At 52.2% G+C, this 17,505-nt stretch carries 17 protein-coding genes; 8 read left to right on the plus strand and 9 right to left on the minus strand.

Annotated features, from left to right (window positions below):
* Positions 1–7 precede the first annotated feature (7 nt).
* Both ACLB09_RS22320 and ACLB09_RS22325 read right to left on the minus strand, forming a co-directional pair.
* The gene (locus ACLB09_RS22320; RefSeq protein ID WP_410772049.1) at positions 8–1,303 is read right to left on the minus strand and encodes a transporter permease; all 1,296 of its coding nucleotides are present in this window, start codon (positions 1,301–1,303) and stop codon (positions 8–10) included.
* Between the two features lie 85 nt (positions 1,304–1,388).
* Positions 1,389–2,738: an FAD-dependent oxidoreductase gene (locus ACLB09_RS22325; RefSeq protein ID WP_410772050.1), complete on the minus strand. Its 1,350-nt coding sequence runs from the start codon at positions 2,736–2,738 to the stop codon at positions 1,389–1,391.
* 226 nt (positions 2,739–2,964) lie between these two features.
* Here ACLB09_RS22325 and ACLB09_RS22330 point away from each other — a divergent pair, with 226 nt between their 5' ends.
* Entirely contained in the window at positions 2,965–3,669 is a 705-nt protein-coding gene (locus tag ACLB09_RS22330; RefSeq protein ID WP_410772051.1) for an N-acetylmannosamine-6-phosphate 2-epimerase, read from the plus strand.
* Positions 3,666–4,604: an ROK family protein gene (locus ACLB09_RS22335; protein WP_410772052.1), complete on the plus strand. Its 939-nt coding sequence runs from the start codon at positions 3,666–3,668 to the stop codon at positions 4,602–4,604. The genes ACLB09_RS22330 and ACLB09_RS22335 overlap by 4 nt, the downstream gene beginning before the upstream one ends.
* 68 nt (positions 4,605–4,672) lie before the next feature.
* Here ACLB09_RS22335 and ACLB09_RS22340 read toward each other — a convergent pair whose 3' ends face one another.
* Both ACLB09_RS22340 and ACLB09_RS22345 read right to left on the minus strand, forming a co-directional pair.
* On the minus strand, positions 4,673–5,629 hold the full coding sequence (locus ACLB09_RS22340; RefSeq protein ID WP_410772053.1) for a copper amine oxidase N-terminal domain-containing protein: 957 nt from the start codon (positions 5,627–5,629) through the stop codon (positions 4,673–4,675).
* A gap of 136 nt (positions 5,630–5,765) precedes the next feature.
* Positions 5,766–7,568 (minus strand): M3 family oligoendopeptidase, encoded by a 1,803-nt coding sequence (locus ACLB09_RS22345; protein WP_410772054.1) that lies wholly within the window; start codon positions 7,566–7,568, stop codon positions 5,766–5,768.
* Positions 7,569–7,709: 141 nt separating this feature from the next.
* Here ACLB09_RS22345 and ACLB09_RS22350 point away from each other — a divergent pair, with 141 nt between their 5' ends.
* Positions 7,710–7,883 carry a YycC family protein gene (locus ACLB09_RS22350; RefSeq protein WP_410772055.1) on the plus strand — a complete coding sequence of 58 codons (174 nt, stop codon included), beginning with the start codon at positions 7,710–7,712 and terminating at the stop codon, positions 7,881–7,883.
* Entirely contained in the window at positions 7,880–8,113 is a 234-nt protein-coding gene (locus ACLB09_RS22355; RefSeq protein ID WP_410772056.1) for a hypothetical protein, read from the plus strand. The genes ACLB09_RS22350 and ACLB09_RS22355 overlap by 4 nt, the downstream gene beginning before the upstream one ends.
* A gap of 21 nt (positions 8,114–8,134) precedes the next feature.
* Here the strand turns inward: ACLB09_RS22355 and ACLB09_RS22360 are convergent, their stop codons facing one another.
* Together ACLB09_RS22360 and ACLB09_RS22365 are read right to left on the minus strand one after the other, a co-directional pair.
* Positions 8,135–8,833, minus strand: coding sequence for a DUF2225 domain-containing protein (locus tag ACLB09_RS22360; protein ID WP_410772057.1), 699 nt, complete (start codon positions 8,831–8,833; stop codon positions 8,135–8,137).
* A 41-nt stretch (positions 8,834–8,874) separates the two neighbouring features.
* Entirely contained in the window at positions 8,875–9,258 is a 384-nt protein-coding gene (locus ACLB09_RS22365; protein ID WP_410772058.1) for a globin domain-containing protein, read from the minus strand.
* 390 nt (positions 9,259–9,648) lie between these two features.
* Between ACLB09_RS22365 and ylbJ the strand changes: the two genes are divergently transcribed.
* The 3 genes from ylbJ (at position 9,649) to ACLB09_RS22380 (ending at position 13,257) form a co-directional block, all read left to right on the plus strand.
* On the plus strand, positions 9,649–10,899 hold the full coding sequence (ylbJ, locus tag ACLB09_RS22370; RefSeq protein WP_410772059.1) for a sporulation integral membrane protein YlbJ: 1,251 nt from the start codon (positions 9,649–9,651) through the stop codon (positions 10,897–10,899).
* Between the two features lie 67 nt (positions 10,900–10,966).
* Positions 10,967–11,770 (plus strand): NAD kinase, encoded by an 804-nt coding sequence (locus tag ACLB09_RS22375; RefSeq protein WP_410772060.1) that lies wholly within the window; start codon positions 10,967–10,969, stop codon positions 11,768–11,770.
* Positions 11,771–11,796: 26 nt separating this feature from the next.
* Complete coding sequence (locus ACLB09_RS22380; RefSeq protein ID WP_410772061.1) at positions 11,797–13,257, plus strand: S41 family peptidase; 1,461 nt, start codon at positions 11,797–11,799, stop codon at positions 13,255–13,257.
* Positions 13,258–13,738: 481 nt separating this feature from the next.
* On the opposite strand, the gene ACLB09_RS22385 is transcribed toward ACLB09_RS22380, so the two are convergent.
* Complete coding sequence (locus tag ACLB09_RS22385; RefSeq protein ID WP_410772062.1) at positions 13,739–14,077, minus strand: YutD family protein; 339 nt, start codon at positions 14,075–14,077, stop codon at positions 13,739–13,741.
* A gap of 20 nt (positions 14,078–14,097) precedes the next feature.
* A complete protein-coding gene (lipA, locus tag ACLB09_RS22390) occupies positions 14,098–14,997 on the minus strand; it encodes a lipoyl synthase (protein ID WP_410772063.1) in 900 nt (299 codons plus the stop codon).
* 203 nt (positions 14,998–15,200) lie between these two features.
* On the opposite strand from lipA, the gene ACLB09_RS22395 reads away from it, so the two are divergent.
* Entirely contained in the window at positions 15,201–16,241 is a 1,041-nt protein-coding gene (locus ACLB09_RS22395) for a M23 family metallopeptidase (protein ID WP_410772064.1), read from the plus strand.
* A gap of 40 nt (positions 16,242–16,281) precedes the next feature.
* Here ACLB09_RS22395 and yunB read toward each other — a convergent pair whose 3' ends face one another.
* On the minus strand, positions 16,282–17,157 hold the full coding sequence (gene yunB / locus ACLB09_RS22400) for a sporulation protein YunB (RefSeq protein ID WP_410772065.1): 876 nt from the start codon (positions 17,155–17,157) through the stop codon (positions 16,282–16,284).
* Positions 17,158–17,505 lie beyond the last annotated feature (348 nt).

The raw sequence follows: 17,505 nt of genomic DNA on the forward strand, positions 1-17,505 counted from the left end.
CTTTACCCTAAAAAACTACGAACGAGCCCCACACCATGGAGATCAACACGGCTGCAACCATCCAGGGCAGAGTCCGCTTCAAAATTTCGTTAATGTCACTCTTCGTAAAATCGGCCACCCAAACATTGTGAGAGTTGGTCGGATCGGAAACGGACTGCACATTGCTGACTACCCGAAGCGCCAGCATAGCTGCGATCGGCGTCATGCCCGCCCCTACGAACAGCGCGGCGATTCCGCTTCCCAGGCCCCACACGTTAAGCGGACCGCGGTAAATCGCCAGCGGCGACAAAATAGTAAAGAACAGGATGTACATCAATGGGCTATTCGGCAGTACCGATTCGATTACCGGCGAAATGATCGCCGTAACCTGAGGCGCCATAACCGCGTTGACCAGCATACCGATCCCGATCATCAGCCCCAAGGCTCCGGCTACATCCTGAATCCCCTCCACCAGGGAGCTGGAAAGCACATGTACCGGACGCTTCGGCCAAGACAGCAACAATGTGGCAACCGCACCGATGATGACGGCAGGCACGATGTCCATTTTAAAGGCAAAAACCATAATTACAGGAACCAATGGGCTGATCAGAGCGATTGTCGGTACTTTTCGACCTTCCGGGGTCGGGGAAGTAGCCGGCATTGCCCATGCTTTGCGTCCGCGTCCATCGCGGCGGGCATAAAATACGATCATGATCATACTGATTACGATAAGCGGTAACGCGGCGATCAGCGTATAGTCGGCGATAGTCGAAACCGGCAGACCCATGACATCCACGTAAACCGCCCAGTTGGAAACGTTGAACAACACCCCGACACCAACGGAAGTCAGCAGAACGACGGAGGCCAGAAATTGACTGATACCCGCGGTCAGCATAATCGGGATAATGATCGTCCCTACGAGAATAACCATTCCGAGACCGCTTGCCGCGGAAAAAATCACCGAGGCCGTAACGAAGAACAGCAGCGCGATCAGCACCGGTTTGTCGCCGGCCAACTCGGCGGCTTTGCGGATAATGGCCTTGGTGATCCCGACTTTATTCAGGATCTGACCGAACCAGGCGCCGAAGATCAGCCCGGCGATCGCCGTGGACAGCCGCATGGAGCCTTGGGCAAGAATCGTCCCGCTCAGCGTGGCCGTATCGGGAGTGCTGGAAGACCAAGGCACGCCCGCGATCAACGCGAATAAAATCGCCATGCTCGGCAGAGCCAGAATCGTCGGCAGCTTCCGGGTCATCATCAGCGCCGAAAAGACAAGAAATACGACTAAAATGCCAATTGCCTGTACCCACATCATTGAACTCATGGTTCAATCCCCTTTATCATTCAAATTAGAAACCAGCTATCAGGGTTGATCTACTTTTCAGTTCAACCTATTTTAAATATTTACTTTAAACCTCCAGGTACGCGCCCTGCTTCTTCAATTCGCTTTGCACCCGGGTCACGTCAACCTGCTGAACATCCAGGTTTTGCAGAGCCGCCTGCGCTGCGGCAACCCCTCCGGCGTGCCCGATGGCGCCGGTCGTCGGCGTTGTTCTGACGGCAGCCTGGGCTTCGAAAGTGGCGGACAGGCAGCGGCCGATGACGATGACATTTTTGAGCGTAGGCGTAATCAGGCAACGGTACGGAATGCTGTACATGCCGCCCCATTCCAGCTTCTCATGCTTCGTCCCTTCGCCGTCTGGACTGTGGATGTCGATCGGATAGCCCGAATGGGCGATCGTATCATCGAACTTTGCCTGCGAAAGAATGTCTGCCGCCGTCAGCGTATAGAGGCCGATAATCTGCCTGGAGCCCCGTACACCGATCGCAGGTCCGGTGGATTCCACGATAGCGTTTTCAAAACCGGGAACGTATTTTTTCATGAAACGCTCCAATTCCCTGCATTGCTTGCGCCCTTCCGTCTCGGCCCGGCTAAGGCTCCACGCATCCGTACCGTCATGCCCGAGAATCCGCGTCGTATTCATGATCACCTCTCCCGGTGTATTCGTTTCAAAGAAGAGAATATCCTCCCGCGGAATGGAAATCTCACCGTTCTCCTTCGCTTTCTTGAACAGGCTGACGAAGCCGGCGGTCGACAGCCGGGGAGCTTTCTCAATGATCGAGGTGTCGCCATGGTAGAGCGGAAAATCCTCGGGATGGGCATGGATATAAGCCTTCACTTTGGGAATATCGACATTAATCATCTTCATCTTCAAGGTCATCGGCTGGGTCGCCCCATCGCTTTCACGTCCTTTTGTGAAGGCCGCTCCCGCACGAACAGACAGGTCGCCGTCCCCCGTACCGTCAATGAAAACTTTGGCGGACAGCTTGCTTAACCCGGACTTGTTGCAAACCGTAATCCCAGTAACCCGCTGGTCCTCCTTATGCACCTCAGCCAGCATCGTGTGGTACAGAATCTGTCCCCCGTTCTCCAGGATCATGGATTCAAGTTCTACCTTCATAGCCTCGGCATCGAACGGAGTCACCGAGTACGTAAATCCGACCGTATCAAAAATATGCCCCGGCGATTTGCCGATCCCTTTCAACCTTTCGATCAGTTCGTCCGTAAATCCCTGAATAGCCTGCTTCTCCCCGGCATGAAAAGTCATCATCGGGCCGACTCCATTGGCGGTCAAGGTGCCGCCCAGATAACCCTGCGACTCCACGATCAGCGTTTTCGCGCCCGATTTGGCAGCCGCCACTGCGGCCATCGTACCGGAAATGCCGCCACCCATCACTATGACGTCAAAAGACTCCATCTTGGCAATTCCTCCTTAGTATGTGGTTTGCTGTTTCTTGTGTTCTAAAGTAGCAGAATTAAAACGACTTGTAAATGGTTATGTTTATTTTTTTCTAAATATCCGTTAAATTAGAAAATAATTTTCTTTACATGTTAGCTTTATGATTTTATACTATGAAACGACTAGTTGTATGCGCTTTATATTTTCGAAATACTATATTTATTAAAGGAGCCAGAAAGGGAATATGGAGAAACTACTGGAACAGTTGAAAGGACATCTGATCGTATCCTGTCAGGCTTATCCCGGGGAATCGCTGTACGGAAGCCATATCATGACGGCCATGGCGAATGCCGCCAAAGACGGGGGAGCTGCGGCCATCCGGGCCAATTCGCCGCAGGATGTGGCTGCTATTAAAGAAGGCTGCGGATTGCCGGTCATCGGCATCTGGAAGCGAAGCTACGCCGGCTCGGACGTTTATATAACGCCAGGCCTTTCCGATGCGGAGGCGCTGTTTGCAGCCGGCGCCGATATCGTCGCCGTGGATGCTACCGGTCGGGTGCGGCCCAACAGAGAGACGCTGGAAGCGTTGGTGTCCGGTGTCCGGAAGCAGCCCGGCAGATTACTGATGGCCGATGTCTCGACCTTGGAGGAAGGAATCGCCGCGGAGGCGCTGGGATTTGATCTGATCTCCACGACCTTGTCAGGCTATACCCCTTACAGCCCGCAAAGCGAAGCGCCGGACTTCCGGCTGCTGTCGGAGCTGGCCGGCACCGTGCGAGTTCCGGTCATCGCCGAGGGACGGATTCAGCACCCGGAGCAAGCCGCCGAGGCGTTGAAGGCGGGTGCCTTCGCCGTCGTCGTCGGAACGGCGATTACCCGTCCGCATACGGTGACAGGACAATTCGTCCGCGCCATCCGGGGGACCGAGTCAGCCGGTAATGCCCGATGAACCGGATACGCGGCGCCATCGGCATCGATCTCGGCGGCACCGGCATCAAATCGGCGCTAGTCGGCGCGGACGGCAGCGTCAGGCACTTCCGCACCACGCCGACTGAGGCCTGGCTGGGCAGGGATGCCCTCCTGGCCAAGCTGTCCGGCATTATCGAAGAGCATCGCCGGACCGCTGAACTGGAGGGGATGCAGCTCCTAGGCATAGGTATCGGGACCGCCGGTTCGGTCGATCGCTCCGGCACGGTTTCCTATGCGACGGAGCATCTGCCCGGCTGGACAGGAACTCCGCTAAGGCAGCTGCTGGAGCGGGAGACCGGGCTTCCGGTCACCGTGATGAACGATGTCCATGCCATCGCGCTGGGTGAACAATGGAAAGGAGCGGCTCAGGGCATTCCCGATATCGTTTGCGTAGCTATCGGTACGGGAATTGGCGGATGTATCGTCAAGGGCGACACGATCGAAGGGGGAGATGACGGTTATGCCGGAGGCTTCGGCCATCATATCGTCGCCATAGGCGGCCTGCCTTGCAGTTGCGGCAATCGCGGCTGCTGGGAGAACTACGCTTCCGTGACCGGCCTTAAAAACCTGATGCGCGAGCATGAAGCTCCGGATCCTTGGATTCAGGATCCGAGGCAGCTGTTCGCAGCGGCCCGAGGCGGGGATGCATCGGCCCTAAACCTCGTCGGTCTGTATGCGGAGGTCATCGCAATCGGCCTCGCCAATCTGGCGCATATTCTTAACACCCGCCGGTTTCTCCTCGCGGGAGCCATTACCGCCCAGGGCGATTTCCTGTTGGACAGAATCGGCGAGCAACTACGCAGCATCGTCATGCCCGTCTACTGGGGCGACGGGATCTTCCTGCATGCCGCCGCTTTAGGTGAGCATGCAGGGGTCATCGGCGCGGCGTCTACCGTGGCGGGAATGAGAGATTAATTGATATCCCATGGCGGGCGTACACTTAAAAAGCCGGCAAGGAGTTTCCTGCCGGCTTTCTTTCATGGTTATTTCGCAAGTTCTTCGTAAACTACTACGGAACCGGATTCCGCTTCCCATTTCACCTCTGCCCCCAGAGCTTCACTCACAAACCGGGCCGGGACTAGCGTAGTGCCGTTTATGATCACTGCTGGAACTTCCAGCTGTTTTTTCTCCCCGTTGACAAATGCGGTTTTGCTGCCTAGCTTCAGCTTGATGGTAATGCCTTCCTTCATTATCGTAATCGTTTTATCCTTCTCATTCCAGTTCACTTCCGCTTGAAGCGCTTCTGCAACGGTTCTGAATGGCACCAGGGTATTGCCGTTCTGAACTACTGGAGGTACCGCCAAGGCAGATTCTTCTCCGTTTACAAATAGCTTCACGCCATGTTTGCCAAGCTTTTTATAATACTTGCCAAGCTTCTTGTATCCGTCCAAGTTTTTCACGTTCGCTTTGATCGCTTCCTTCTGAACGTAGACCGCATCGGTTACGCTCCCCTGCTTGTCCAGCAGTTCTGCGGCTTCGGACAATGCGGCATCTGCCTCGACGATGGCCTCAAGTTCAGTTCTCATCTCCTCCGTCAAATGCGCGTCATATTTACTCAACAGAATCTCGGCAATAACGGCGCCGGCAGGCTTATCCTTAACGTTTTCAATCGCGTGCAACAGCCCCTTATAGCCTTGAGGCCCGCGGTTATTATATGTATATGTAGCATCGGTAACGGTATCTTTTTCTTCCGCCTTCTTTTGCTTTTGACTTTCGGGATTTTTGGTTTTCGATTTCTCTGCCTCAGCTTTATTTTTTTCCGGTTTGTTTTTTTCCGTGTTTCCGACTATCGGATTACCGCCGGTTTTGCTTTGCTCCGAGGCTTCCTTTTTAGAGTCCGGTTTGTTCCCCTTGTTGTCATTTTTGGCAAATGCCGATCCGCCCATCAAACTCATGGCCAAGATGCAGGCCAGAGCCATTACCCCTGTTTTCTTTATCATAATCTGCCTCCTTTTTTTGTCTTAATCTCAATATCGGTATTCGGTTAATTATGTTTAGTTACAAAATATGGAATGACCGCAAAAAAGCCCCGCTATCAGGAATATCCCTGACAGAGGGGCTGTCTTCAAATCAATTTTATTTGGTCAGATCCAGGAACTGCTTCACGTCGTCCACCACAACGGACATGGCTCCGCGCCAGAAATCCGGTTTCGTCAGATCCACGTTCAAATGTTTAGCCGCCAATTCTTCCACGGTCATCCGGCCGGTATCCATCAGCAGGGCATCATATTTGTCGGCGAAGCCTGCGCCCTCGCGCACGGCAAGCGCATAGATGCCGGTACTGAACATGTATCCGAACGTATAAGGGAAGTTATAGAAAGGAACTTCCGTAATATAAAAATGCAATTTGGAAGCCCAGAAGTGAGGATGGTATCCGCCAAGAGCGCCCTGGAACGCTTCCCGCTGCGCTTCTTCCATAAGGCTGCACAATTCTGCAGCATCCAGCATTCCTTGCTTCCGTTTCTCATAGAAACGGGTTTCAAACAAGAAGCGGGCATGAATATTCATGAAGAATGCGATTCCGCTTTGGATTTTATCCGCGAGCAAGTTGATTTTTTCCTCTTCGCTGGATGCATTCCGTACCAGTGCGTCGGCCACGATCATTTCCGCAAAAGTGGACGCCGTTTCGGCTACGTTCATGGCATAGCCCTGATTAAATTCAGGCAGGTCATCCATTAAGTATTGATGATAGGCATGCCCAAGCTCGTGAGCGAGCGTCGCCATGTTCGAAACGGTTCCTCCGAACGTCATGAAGATCCGGGTCTCTTTGCTGACTGTGAGTGAAGTACAGAATCCGCCCGGCCGCTTGCCGGGGCGATCTTCCGCCTCAATCCAGCGGCGGTTAAAGGCCTTCACGGCGAAATCCGCCAGCTTCGGACTGAAATTGCCGAACTGTTTGACGATTTCTTTCGCGGCCTCGTCATACGTGATTTTTCCCGTTACCTCACCCAACGGAGCATCCACGTCGCTCCAGTTTAACTTTTCAACGCCGAGAAGCTTCGCTTTCCGTTCCAGATAGGAGACGAAAAACGGCTTGTTTTCTTCAATCACTTGCCACATCGTGTCCAAGGTTTGCCGAGACATCCGGTTAATTTCCAAAGGCTCCTTCAACACGTCATCCCAGCCGCGTTTCTCATAAAGCTTCAACCGGAAGCCTGCCAGCCGGTTCAAGGTATCGCTGCTATAATCCGCGACCTTTCCCCATGCTTCTTCCCATTTGGCAAAAGTCGCCTCCCGGACATTCCGGTCCGGGTCATCCAGCTTGTTGGCAGTCTGGCCTACGGAAAGAATCGTAGTTTCACCCTTATCATCGGTGAACGGAACGCCCACCTTCGCAACAATCGTATCGTAATGCTGCCCCCAGCCATGATAGCCTTCCACAGCAAGGTCGGATGCCAGGCTCTCCAACTCGGGAGACAACAATTCCTTGGCAGCATGGCGCTTCTCGCTCAATACAAACGAGATCGGGGACACTTCAGGCCGAGCCATCCACGCTTCCCATACCGAATCTTCCGTCATCCGCAGCACATTTTGGAACAAGGTAAGGACGTTATCCAGCGCCGCCCGAAGTGTCGTCACTTTAGCCGTAAGCTGTACCGCTTTTTTATCGTGCTGATCCTGTGCCGTCAAACATTCCACGAAAGCGCCGGCCTCACCGACACGACTCAAGACACTCTGCAACCCCTCAATAATTTCGTCAAAGCTCTTCGTTTCCTCCATATTGCCTGGCGCCGAAGCGTTCTGCAGCTTTTCGTTCAACCTGGAGAGATCCTCCCCCAGTTGGCCGAGAAAGGTTTGAAACGCCTCGGAAGAGGAGCCTCCCGCAAAAATCGATTCGAGTTCCCAAGTTGGCGTGATCGGATTCGTTAATTGTTCCATGCTATTTTCATCCTTTCTGGTCCGCCGTATTGATACCGGGCGGAATAAAAGTGTATAACTATAAGTACATGTTCGCCACATTGTTAATGTTTAAATAACACGAATTTATTGCCATGCAAAACATGAGGAGGGGATTTATTTATGAAGCCGCTGCAAATCTCGCCGGAAACCGCAATTAAGCTGGCCGCCGAGCTGAAAGTGCCGATCGAGCACCTTATGCATATGCCGCAACATATATTACTGCAAAAAATCGCCGAGCTGGCCAAGCGGGAAGCCGAAAACCAGCATTCGGGCGAAGATGATCAGTCATCATGATTCCTTTTGAAAAGACGCTTCCTTACGATATTATCATGGGGGATGTTTATGTACAGGAATGCCCGTTCTGCGGAAGGAATAACGTCCTGCTCCCTATTAAGCCACGGGATATCACCAATGCGCACGAAGGAATCAAAAAGCTGCTGGTATTTCCCTGCTGCGGAAACAAAGTTACGATTCTGGACAGCGACGCAGACTATTTACTGACGGACACTAAATTACGAAAGTAAAATTACAAACAGCGGGGTTAATTAACCCCGCATCTCTTCAGGCAGTTCCTGACCCTCATTCAGCATCTCCTCACGAAGCAAAGCCCATTGTTCCCTGCAAGCCCGAATCATGGCCGCGTCCATAATCTTCTTATCGTTAATAACGCGGGAGAACCATTTAACCGCTTCGTTATTTTGCCCAATCCGGCGGTGAAGTTCGCCGATCAGATACATCAGCCGGGCATCGCTGCCCTGCATGTCCTCATGTTCAAAAACACGAACATAAGAGTCCAGGGAATATTTTAGAAACCGCTGCTCTTGTTCCCGATTTTCCTGATACCGGTACAACCAGGCGATATGGTGAAGCAAGCTTGCGACGATCTTATCTTTCTCGCCGATCGTTTGAGCGCATAGTAAAGCCAGTTTGTACGCCTCAAGTGCCGTCTCCCAATCTCTGTGTCCGCCGTAATCGCGCTGAATCATTTTTTTGCCGATCACTTCCTGGAACCGGGTCCGCTGCAAATCGCTCAGTTTGGAATTGAAATTCTCCGTTGAAGCGTAGCCGCAGGACGGGCAAATCCGCACCACATAATAATCCGGATTCTCCATACGGTAATACCCGCAAAAGTCCGTATCCGTCCGAATGGCCCGTTTAAAGCTTGGACGTACCCGAGAGGTTGAAAACGTGTTTTCACAATTGCTGCATGTCACCTTGATCTGGTATAGGGGTTCTAATTCCACTAAACTTACTTCCTTTCGTATCCGTCTAAAATAAGTACACGTTATTCCTGGGTTGTATTGACGAAATGAAAAGCCGGGCCCGACAATCGTTGAAGCACCACATCACGCAGTTGCTCCTCCACCCCGATCTCCTCCAAAGCCGCACGCATGCATCCCAGCCAAGCCTCCGCACGCTCCGGGGTAACCGGGAACGGAAGATGTCGCGCTCGCATCATGGGATGACCGTGGGCATCCGAATATAGAGATGGGCCTCCGAAAAATTGCGATAAAAACATGAACTGTTTTTCCAACACGGGGGTAATGTCCTCAGGAAAAAGCGGCCCCAACAGCGGATTCTCCTGAACCTTCGGATAAAAAGCCTCCACCAATCGCCGGATGGTCCCTGCTCCGCCCAAATTATCGTAAATGCTTAAACTTGGATTCAATGGCTATCTCCATCCTTTATCGGTAGTTCAAAGCGAATATTTAACCATACCTTATTATACCAAACTTGAGCCGAAAAAAAATAAAAGCTCCGAAACGGAGCTTCTACATGTAAATGACCTCTTGTGAGCAGAGGAATGTCTAATAGCTGCGCCAATCCTCTTCACCGGAATGGACTAGAGAGGCGCGAATGACGTATACAAAAGCGCATACGAGAACACCGGCGACAAAGCTCATATTCAACACTCCATCCATTAACGAATTATAGCCACATTTTATCATAAAAAGAGTTAAAAAATACAGCCTTTTTTGTAATCGCTTTCTTTCTTTTTTGGTGCTGTTTGTCCCTCCGGATTCATACACTTCACTATGATCCTTGTGGAGGCGTTCGAATGAATCTAAAACGATGGAGCACATTTCTCCTGCTGATCGCGGCACTGACCCTGGCTGTTCTGATGCTGTCGTTCCCCCATGCCTCATGGCAAGCCGCAATCCGGGGACTCGCCATTTGGTGGGACGTGCTGTTCCCGTCCCTGTTTCCTTTCTTCGTCATCTCCGAGGTGATGCTCGGCTTCGGAATCGTTCATTTTCTCGGCAAGCTGCTCGACCCGCTCATGAAGCCGTTATTTCGCATCCCCGGAAGCGGCGGTTTTGTGGCCGCCATGGGTTTCGCTTCCGGATATCCGGTCAGTGCCAAGCTGGCCACCAAGCTCAGGGAACAAAAGCTGGTGAGTCGTGAAGAAGGCGAGCGCCTGGTTGCATTTACCACTTCTTCGGACCCTATTTTCCTTATAGGCGCCGTATCCGTCGGTTTTTTTGGTAATCCCAAACTTGCCGGAGCTCTCGCTGTGGCCCATTATGGAAGCGCGCTGCTGGTTGGCGTGCTGATGCGTTTTTATGGAACCAAGACCGAAAAGTCCTCTAAAGCGTCTTCCTCATCTTCTCCAAAGGCATCTCCCTCCCGTTTTAGTTTGCGCTCCGCGCTGAAAGCGATGCATGAAGCGCGAATGCAGGACGGACGCAGCCTTGGGGAGCTGCTCAGTCAGGCCATTGGATCTTCTTTGCAGCTCATGACCGTCGTCGGCGGACTGGTCGTTTTTTTCTCCGTGGTACTGGAAGTACTGACAGTCTCACGCTTTATGAGCGCTTTATACTCCGGCGTACACATGATGCTGCCGGCCCTTTCCTTGCCCGCCGATCTCGCGGAGCCGCTTGTCGGCGGACTCTTTGAAGTTACGCTCGGCGCCAAGGCAGCGGCAGCGGCTCCGGTTGGGGTGCCGCTGATGTTCAAAGCTGCGGCAGCGGCTTTTATTCTCTCCTGGGGCGGGCTGTCAGTCCATGCCCAGGTAGCGAGCATTCTGAACGGTGCGGACCTCCGCTATTTTCCATTTCTCGTTGCCCGCCTGGTTCATGCCTTTCTGTCCGCCATTCTCCTTCTAATGCTATGGAGGCCGCTGATGGGGAACTTGCCTGCCTTGGCCCCGCTGTCCGCCGGGACGGGAAGAAGCTTGCCGGGATGGAGCGCTGTTCCTGATATGTTTACTGTAGTGCTGGCCCTGATAGCCATACTGCTGGTTGCTTCTTTACTATCCGCCATCATCACCCGGATTGCTTCGGGAGTGGCAAACCGCGCTGGAAAATGAAACGTTGTGTTCTGTTTCAGAATTGATTATGATCGTTACAAAAGGAAATATAAAGGAGCCTGTCATCTTGAGATATTACGTTCTGGACCGCGGAGATCAACTGTCCGTTGACCTAAGCGAATCCTTCCACAAACTCGCAGCCGAGAAAGGACTGCAGCTGGATGCTGAAGCCCCGGATATCGTCGTATCCATCGGCGGAGACGGTACGATGCTCCATGCCTTCCATACCTTCATCGACCGGATACCTTCGATTGCGTTTGTAGGCGTCCATACCGGACATCTCGGTTTCTATGCCGACTGGAAAGCGGATGAAATTCCCGAGTTGGTCCGGATGATGTGCAGTCATGAAGAAGAAGGGAAATTGAAGCCCCGAATCGTCCGTTATCCGCTCGTGGATCTGGAAATCCGCAAAAAATCGGGAACTTCATCGTACATTTGCCTTAATGAATTTACGCTCAAGAGCGTTGACGGCACCGTAGTTGCCCAGGTGGATATCAACGATCATTTATTCGAGATGTTCCGCGGAGACGGAATTTGCGTATCCACTCCATCCGGAAGTACGGCGTATAACAAGAGTCTGGGCGGAGCGATGATCCACCCCTCCATCGAGGCCCTGCAAATTTCGGAAATCGCTTCGATTAATAATCGGGTTTTCCGGACGATGGGTTCGGCGCTGGTACTGCCGAAGCATCATCATTGTGACATCTACTCGAGAAAAGATCAGAATCTGATGCTCACTATAGATCATATAAACCTGCCCATAGACGATCTGATATCTGTCCGCTGCCAGGTAGCCGCACAGAAAATCAGCTTTGTCCGCTATCGGCCGTTCCCGTTTTGGAACCGGGTCCGTAACGCTTTTTTGGGCTAAATTATTTAGCAAAGGACAAAATGCAAATGAAATGGAACAAACTATGCCAAAAAGCACTCATTCCCTTGCTGGCCATCCCGCTGCTTGGACTTCCCCAAGCCGCCGGGGCAGCCGCGGAAAGCACGGGAACGGCAGATGCGGCAGGCCAAGCCTCGGAGATGGAAGTTCTCCAGGAAGTACTGGATTATTTGGATGCGTATAATATCGAAGGTGCCGACAGGGAGCTGTTTCTTGAAAATGCTATCCGCGGCATGGTCTACACCTTGGACGATCCTTACAGCGATTATTATACTGCCCAGGAGTTAGAAGAGTTTGAAGACAGCGTCAATCAGGAGTATGTAGGAATCGGAGTGACCCTCCGTTTCACCGGCAGCAAACTGTATATAACCGACGTGCTGCCAGGTTCTCCGGCCGGTGCTGCTGGCCTGAAGAAGGGCGATATTATCGCCAAAGTTGACGGTCAAGCGGTTATAAGCGGAGAAGATGTCCTTTTGATTCAAGGCGAAGAGAATACGAAGGTGTTGCTGAACGTGACCCGGGGAACCCAGAAGCTGGCGATTACGGTCACCCGGGCCCATTTTTCGCTCCCCTCCGTTACTAGCAGTTACCTCTCATCGGGCAGAATCGGATACATTGCGCTATCCTCTTTCTCGGAGAACGCGGATAAGGAATTTGCCGCTGAACTGGACAAGCTTCGCCAGCAGGGAATGAGATCGCTCGTTCTCGATCTACGCGACAATCTCGGCGGATACGTCGATGCTGCAGCCAATATCGCCAAGTATTTTATGAAGAGCGGGACGTTGATGTATACGGCCGGCCAGAGCGGGGATCTCGAGGAAGTGACCATTTCGGGCGGAGAGGATATCGGCATGCCGGTCGTCATTTTGACCAATGAATTGACCGCAAGCGCCTCCGAAATTTTGACCGGCGCCTTGCATGACAGCGGGATCGCCACGGTCGTCGGCACGCAAACTTACGGCAAAGCCCGGATTCAGAACGTGTTCACGCTCTCCAACGGCAGCTCCTTGAAACTTACGGTACAGCGGTACTTGACGCCGAACAAGGAGGACTTCAATCATGTCGGCCTTAAGCCGGACATCGAAGTGAAGAACAATCCAACAGCCCAATTGATTACGGGGATGTACAAAGCGGGGGCAAGAACCATTGATCTTAGCGGGAATTCTTCTTCTCTAAGCATCAACGGCGTAGCGTTCAGCGGGTATATCGATACCTTGCTAAGCGGTGACCGGATATACGTCCCTTCCCGCATTCTCGCAGCACTGGTCAAAGGCGATGTAACGTGGAGTGCTTCGACCCAGAAGTTGACCGTCACGGACGGCAACGGCAACAAGGCCGGATTCACGATCGCGGCCAAAACGGTCAAGATGGCGGACAGCGAAACGTATGTCGAGATCCATGAATTCCAGAAGAAATTCCCTGGCATCAAGTGGACTTACAAGCAGGGGACAATTCACTTATCCAAATAAGCTTACCGCAATTATAAGCGTAATTCATGCAGGACCCGGGGCGGATGCTCCGGGTTCTTCTTATGATAAACACGCATAGCAGATAACCGAACCACACCGCTCGCACCTCACACACGACGTTCAGAAGCACGTACCATGCACCAAGCGATGCGCCACACACCCAGCACCAAGCATCAAGCACCAGGCACCAGGCACCAGGCAGGCACCAAAAAATTCTAACGGACATGAGAGACGTTAAACAACCAAAAAAGTTGACTTTGGTGCGCTAACGGACATGACAGACGGTAAACCCCACCATTTGCTTCAAGAGGGTACTTTTTTCGACCATTAACGGCTCTGGTGTCCGTTGGATTTTTAAACCGCATGTTTGAGCGCAAATAACGGCCACCATGTCCGTTAGCGCGCAAACGCAATAAGAAAAACGTCTATCGATGTATCTTCAAAGTAGACAGACCGCGGTAATCAAAAAAACGGCTCCCGATCAAGATTCGGGAACCGTTTTTTCTTCGCCTGAGGGCTGTTTTGCCGGAACATGTTCTTTGGCATTTTCTTTGACTTTCTGAAGCACGAAATACTTACAGCCGAAATTGCAGTATTCGTTGATATAATCCGTAATGCCGGAGTATGCCGTGTCCCGGTTCGCCTTCGGATGATTGTCGCGCAAAAAGCCTTTTAACCGCAGCTTTTCATAGCCCCAATCCCCGATAATATAATCATACCGGTCCAGCACTTCACTGTATCTTTGCTTAAATGCCTCCAGATCCCAGGCATCCTTGTAATTCTGAATCAATTCATAATTTCTGCCGCCGATTTGGATCAATCGCGATTCCTCCTTCGCCGCTACACGGAAGCGGGTGTACCTTTTTTATGGTTTTGCGCCGATTTAACCTGCTCATGAGCATGGTAGGAGCTGCGGACAAGCGGTCCGGACTCCACATGGCTGAAGCCTCGCTTCAGGCCTTCTTTTTTGAGTTCCGCAAATTGCTCGGGCGTATAGTATTTCTCGACCCGCAAATGCTGCGGAGAAGGTTGCAGGTATTGGCCGATCGTCAAAATATCGCAATCCACCGCACGAAGATCATCCATCGCCTGCAAAATTTCATCCCATTCTTCACCCACGCCTAGCATAATGCTCGATTTGGTAGGGATCTCCGGCTTCATGGCTTTGGCCCGTTGCAGCAATTCAAGGGACCGGCGGTATTTCGCCTTTGCCCGGACCCGGTCAGATAGCCGCTCCACCGTTTCAATATTGTGGTTCAATATGTCCGGTTTTGCTTCCATTACGGTCCGTAGTGACTCCTCATTTCCGAGAAAATCGGGAATCAGCACTTCTACGGAGCATAGCGGCAATCTCCCGCGGATGGCCTTGATCGTTTCCGCGAAAATTTGAGCTCCTCCGTCGTTCAGATCATCCCGTGCCACACTCGTCACTACACAGTGTTGCAGGTTCATTTTTTCCGCAGCCTCGGCTACCCGTTTCGGCTCCTCCAGATCCAGCTCCGTCGGCAGGCCCGTGTTGACCGCGCAGAAGCGGCAGGCCCGGGTGCAAACTTCCCCCAAAATCATAAAGGTCGCCGTACGGTTGGCCCAGCATTCGTATATATTCGGACAACGCGCTTCTTCACAAACCGTATGTAATGTTTTGGAGCGCATCATATTTTTAATATCCTGATAATTATCTCCGGTGGTCAGCTTAATTCGAATCCAGTCCGGTTTAGGTTCGCTTACGGGTTTAGACAAGTCTGGAAACCTTCCTTCTTGTGGAATCAGCTATAGCGTCAATTATTATACCATGAATACTCTGGAAATACCTACTTATAGAGTCAATTTCATATTTCCCTTACTTATTCACAATTATGAAAACAGCACTAAAATTGGAATAAAAACACAGGGTTTGCATCAAGCTAAGTGACAGCTATCCCATCCAAAGGAGGAGATCTTCCTTGAGATCTTATGTTATTCCCGGCGGTAAAATCGTCCGCTGCTTCATTTGCGTAATCGTGCTTACGTCGCTGACGACGGTGCCCGGCCTAGGCGCGGAAGCCGCGAAGGCTCCGGGAACCCCGGCTGTATCCGCCGGCAAGAGCATTTACGAACTGAGATACAGCCTGTATCAAGAGACCGGGATGCTGTCGCAAATACCATGGTACTGGCTTGCTGCCATAGATCAATACGAGCGCACGATTACCCCGCGAAAAAAAGCCGAAGCCGTCAAAAAGCGCCTAGTCGCCCTCAATTTCAAAGAAGCGGTCTGGGCCGGTCCGCTAAACCCGAATCCCGGCGACACAGTCCCGGCAACCATCGGGTTATTCGGCGGGCTCGGGAAGGACGCCACCGCCGACGGGGCCGCGGATCCCGGAAACGATCGGGACGCCTTGTTCACGCTCGCATCATACCTCGGCAGCTTCGGCTATGAGGAGGAGGATTTTCGTATCGCGTTATGGCGGTATTACCAGAACGACTCCGCGGTAACCCGGATCCGCCAGTTCGTGAAAATCTACAAAACCTATGGCCGGGTCGATCTTATGGCGAGCGCCTTCCCGCTTCCGGTAAGCAGCGTCTACACCTTCCGGGACACCTGGGGCGACCGCCGCGGCTGGGGCGGATTGCGCACCCATGAAGGCACCGACATTTTCGCCTCCTACGGAGTGCCTGTCCGCAGCGTCTGCTATGGGATCGTAGAAACCAAAGGATGGAACCCTTATGGAGGTTGGCGAATCGGTATCCGAGATTTAAATAATCGCTACCATTACTATGCCCATTTGCAAGGCTATGAGAAAAATATAGAAATTGGCGACATCGTGAAACCCGGACAGACGGTCGGTTGGGTTGGAAGCAGCGGTTATGGTCCGCCCGGAACGCAAGGGCGATTTCCGCCGCATCTTCACTACGGGATTTACCGGGACACCGGAACAACGGAGTGGGCATTCAATCCTTATCCGCTCCTCCGGCAGTGGGAGAAAGCCGATCGCCGGAAAAAGTAGCGCAAAAGATAAAGATGCCCCTTGAAGGGCATCTTTTTTTCTAGTGCTTGCCTGATTGCTCCTGACTCTGTGCTCCCTCTGTGCTGTCCGCGTCCTCCGTACCTTTCGAACCTTCTTCCTTCCCTCCCGGATCGGAGGATTCCGTTTTCCCCTGCCCGGATTGTACCTTGGCCTCACTATCTTCCGGAACCGACGGCAGCGCAATGTTCGGCGCTCCGGCCTGATCGCCAACAGGATTGCCTTTGCTGTCATAGTAGTACATCGGGACATCCCCGACGACAAGGAGATAGGAAACGGGAATCTCCGTTTCCACGGCCTGCGGCTCCATATCAAAAGGCACCACGACGGCTAATTCCGTTCGCACACGCAAATAGACTTCCACAAGAATGTTATTGATCCCTGCATCCTGGCGCCGGGTGTTCAGATCCACCTTCACATCGCCCTTGGGCTCGATCTTGATCGGAATGCTCGGCCCGAAGGAGGCCAGGATCGGACTGCCGAGCGCCTGCCCGAGCGGAATATGCTCCGATAACCGGGAAACCTCATCCAACGTTGACCTGACCGTCTGGATCGTATCGGAAGTAATCCGCATATGAGCGGAGTAATTGAGCATGAATCCCGATATTTTTCCCGCATCGTCGGTTTTCCAATCGATCAAATTCCCTACCTGCTCCTCGTTGGACACCTGGGAGGTAATCGCTTCATTGATCGATTCCGTGGCAATTTGCTTGACCCGGATCTTCGCCAAATGCATAATCGGCTCTCTCATATGGCGCTCCACATATTGAAAAAATTGAAAAATAGCGATAAAAGCAATGAGCAGGACGACAAGCCAAACTTTCCGCCTGCTTCGCGGGCTCCTTCTTCGGCTGTGCCATCCCCTTCTCCGGCTGCGAAATCTCCTTCTAAACCGCACGCTTGTATCCCCCCTACCTGTCTACGGCGGAACATCTATACAAGTTATGCGGGACAGGGCGAAAAAAGAAGGCCGGGCTTAGTCAGCCGGCGATGATGCGGCGGCATAAGATTCGGCAATGCAAGATTCAAAGCAATACAAGATTCAGCAATAAAAAAGGGCAACCAGAGGGCGTTATGCCGTTTCTGATTGACCTTTTAGTTTGGATTCCGTGAATTAACTGGAATACCTACAGTTAATTTCAGAATATGGCCTACATTTCGCAAATTAACTGGAATACCTACAGTTAATTTCAGCCTTTTCGGCCTTAGGAGCCGTTTAGTGGAGAATTAGCTGTAGTTTTTACAG

The sequence above is a fragment of the Fontibacillus forbon genome (assembly GCF_046559655.1).
GTDB lineage: Bacteria > Bacillota > Bacilli > Paenibacillales > Paenibacillaceae > Fontibacillus.

Bases quoted from the DNA above. Each gene is read 5' to 3' on its own strand.
- ACLB09_RS22325 (WP_410772050.1), bottom strand. From the start codon at position 2,738: ATGGAGTCTTTTGACGTCATAGTGATGGGTGGCGGCATTTCCGGTACG.
- ACLB09_RS22330 (WP_410772051.1), top strand. From the start codon at position 2,965: ATGGAGAAACTACTGGAACAGTTGAAAGGACATCTGATCGTATCCTGT.
- ACLB09_RS22320 (WP_410772049.1), bottom strand. From the start codon at position 1,303: ATGAGTTCAATGATGTGGGTACAGGCAATTGGCATTTTAGTCGTATTT.
- ACLB09_RS22335 (WP_410772052.1), top strand. From the start codon at position 3,666: ATGAACCGGATACGCGGCGCCATCGGCATCGATCTCGGCGGCACCGGC.
- ACLB09_RS22345 (WP_410772054.1), bottom strand. From the start codon at position 7,568: ATGGAACAATTAACGAATCCGATCACGCCAACTTGGGAACTCGAATCG.
- ACLB09_RS22380 (WP_410772061.1), top strand. From the start codon at position 11,797: ATGAAATGGAACAAACTATGCCAAAAAGCACTCATTCCCTTGCTGGCC.
- ACLB09_RS22350 (WP_410772055.1), top strand. From the start codon at position 7,710: ATGAAGCCGCTGCAAATCTCGCCGGAAACCGCAATTAAGCTGGCCGCC.
- ACLB09_RS22355 (WP_410772056.1), top strand. From the start codon at position 7,880: ATGATTCCTTTTGAAAAGACGCTTCCTTACGATATTATCATGGGGGAT.
- ACLB09_RS22340 (WP_410772053.1), bottom strand. From the start codon at position 5,629: ATGATAAAGAAAACAGGGGTAATGGCTCTGGCCTGCATCTTGGCCATG.
- ylbJ (WP_410772059.1), top strand. From the start codon at position 9,649: ATGAATCTAAAACGATGGAGCACATTTCTCCTGCTGATCGCGGCACTG.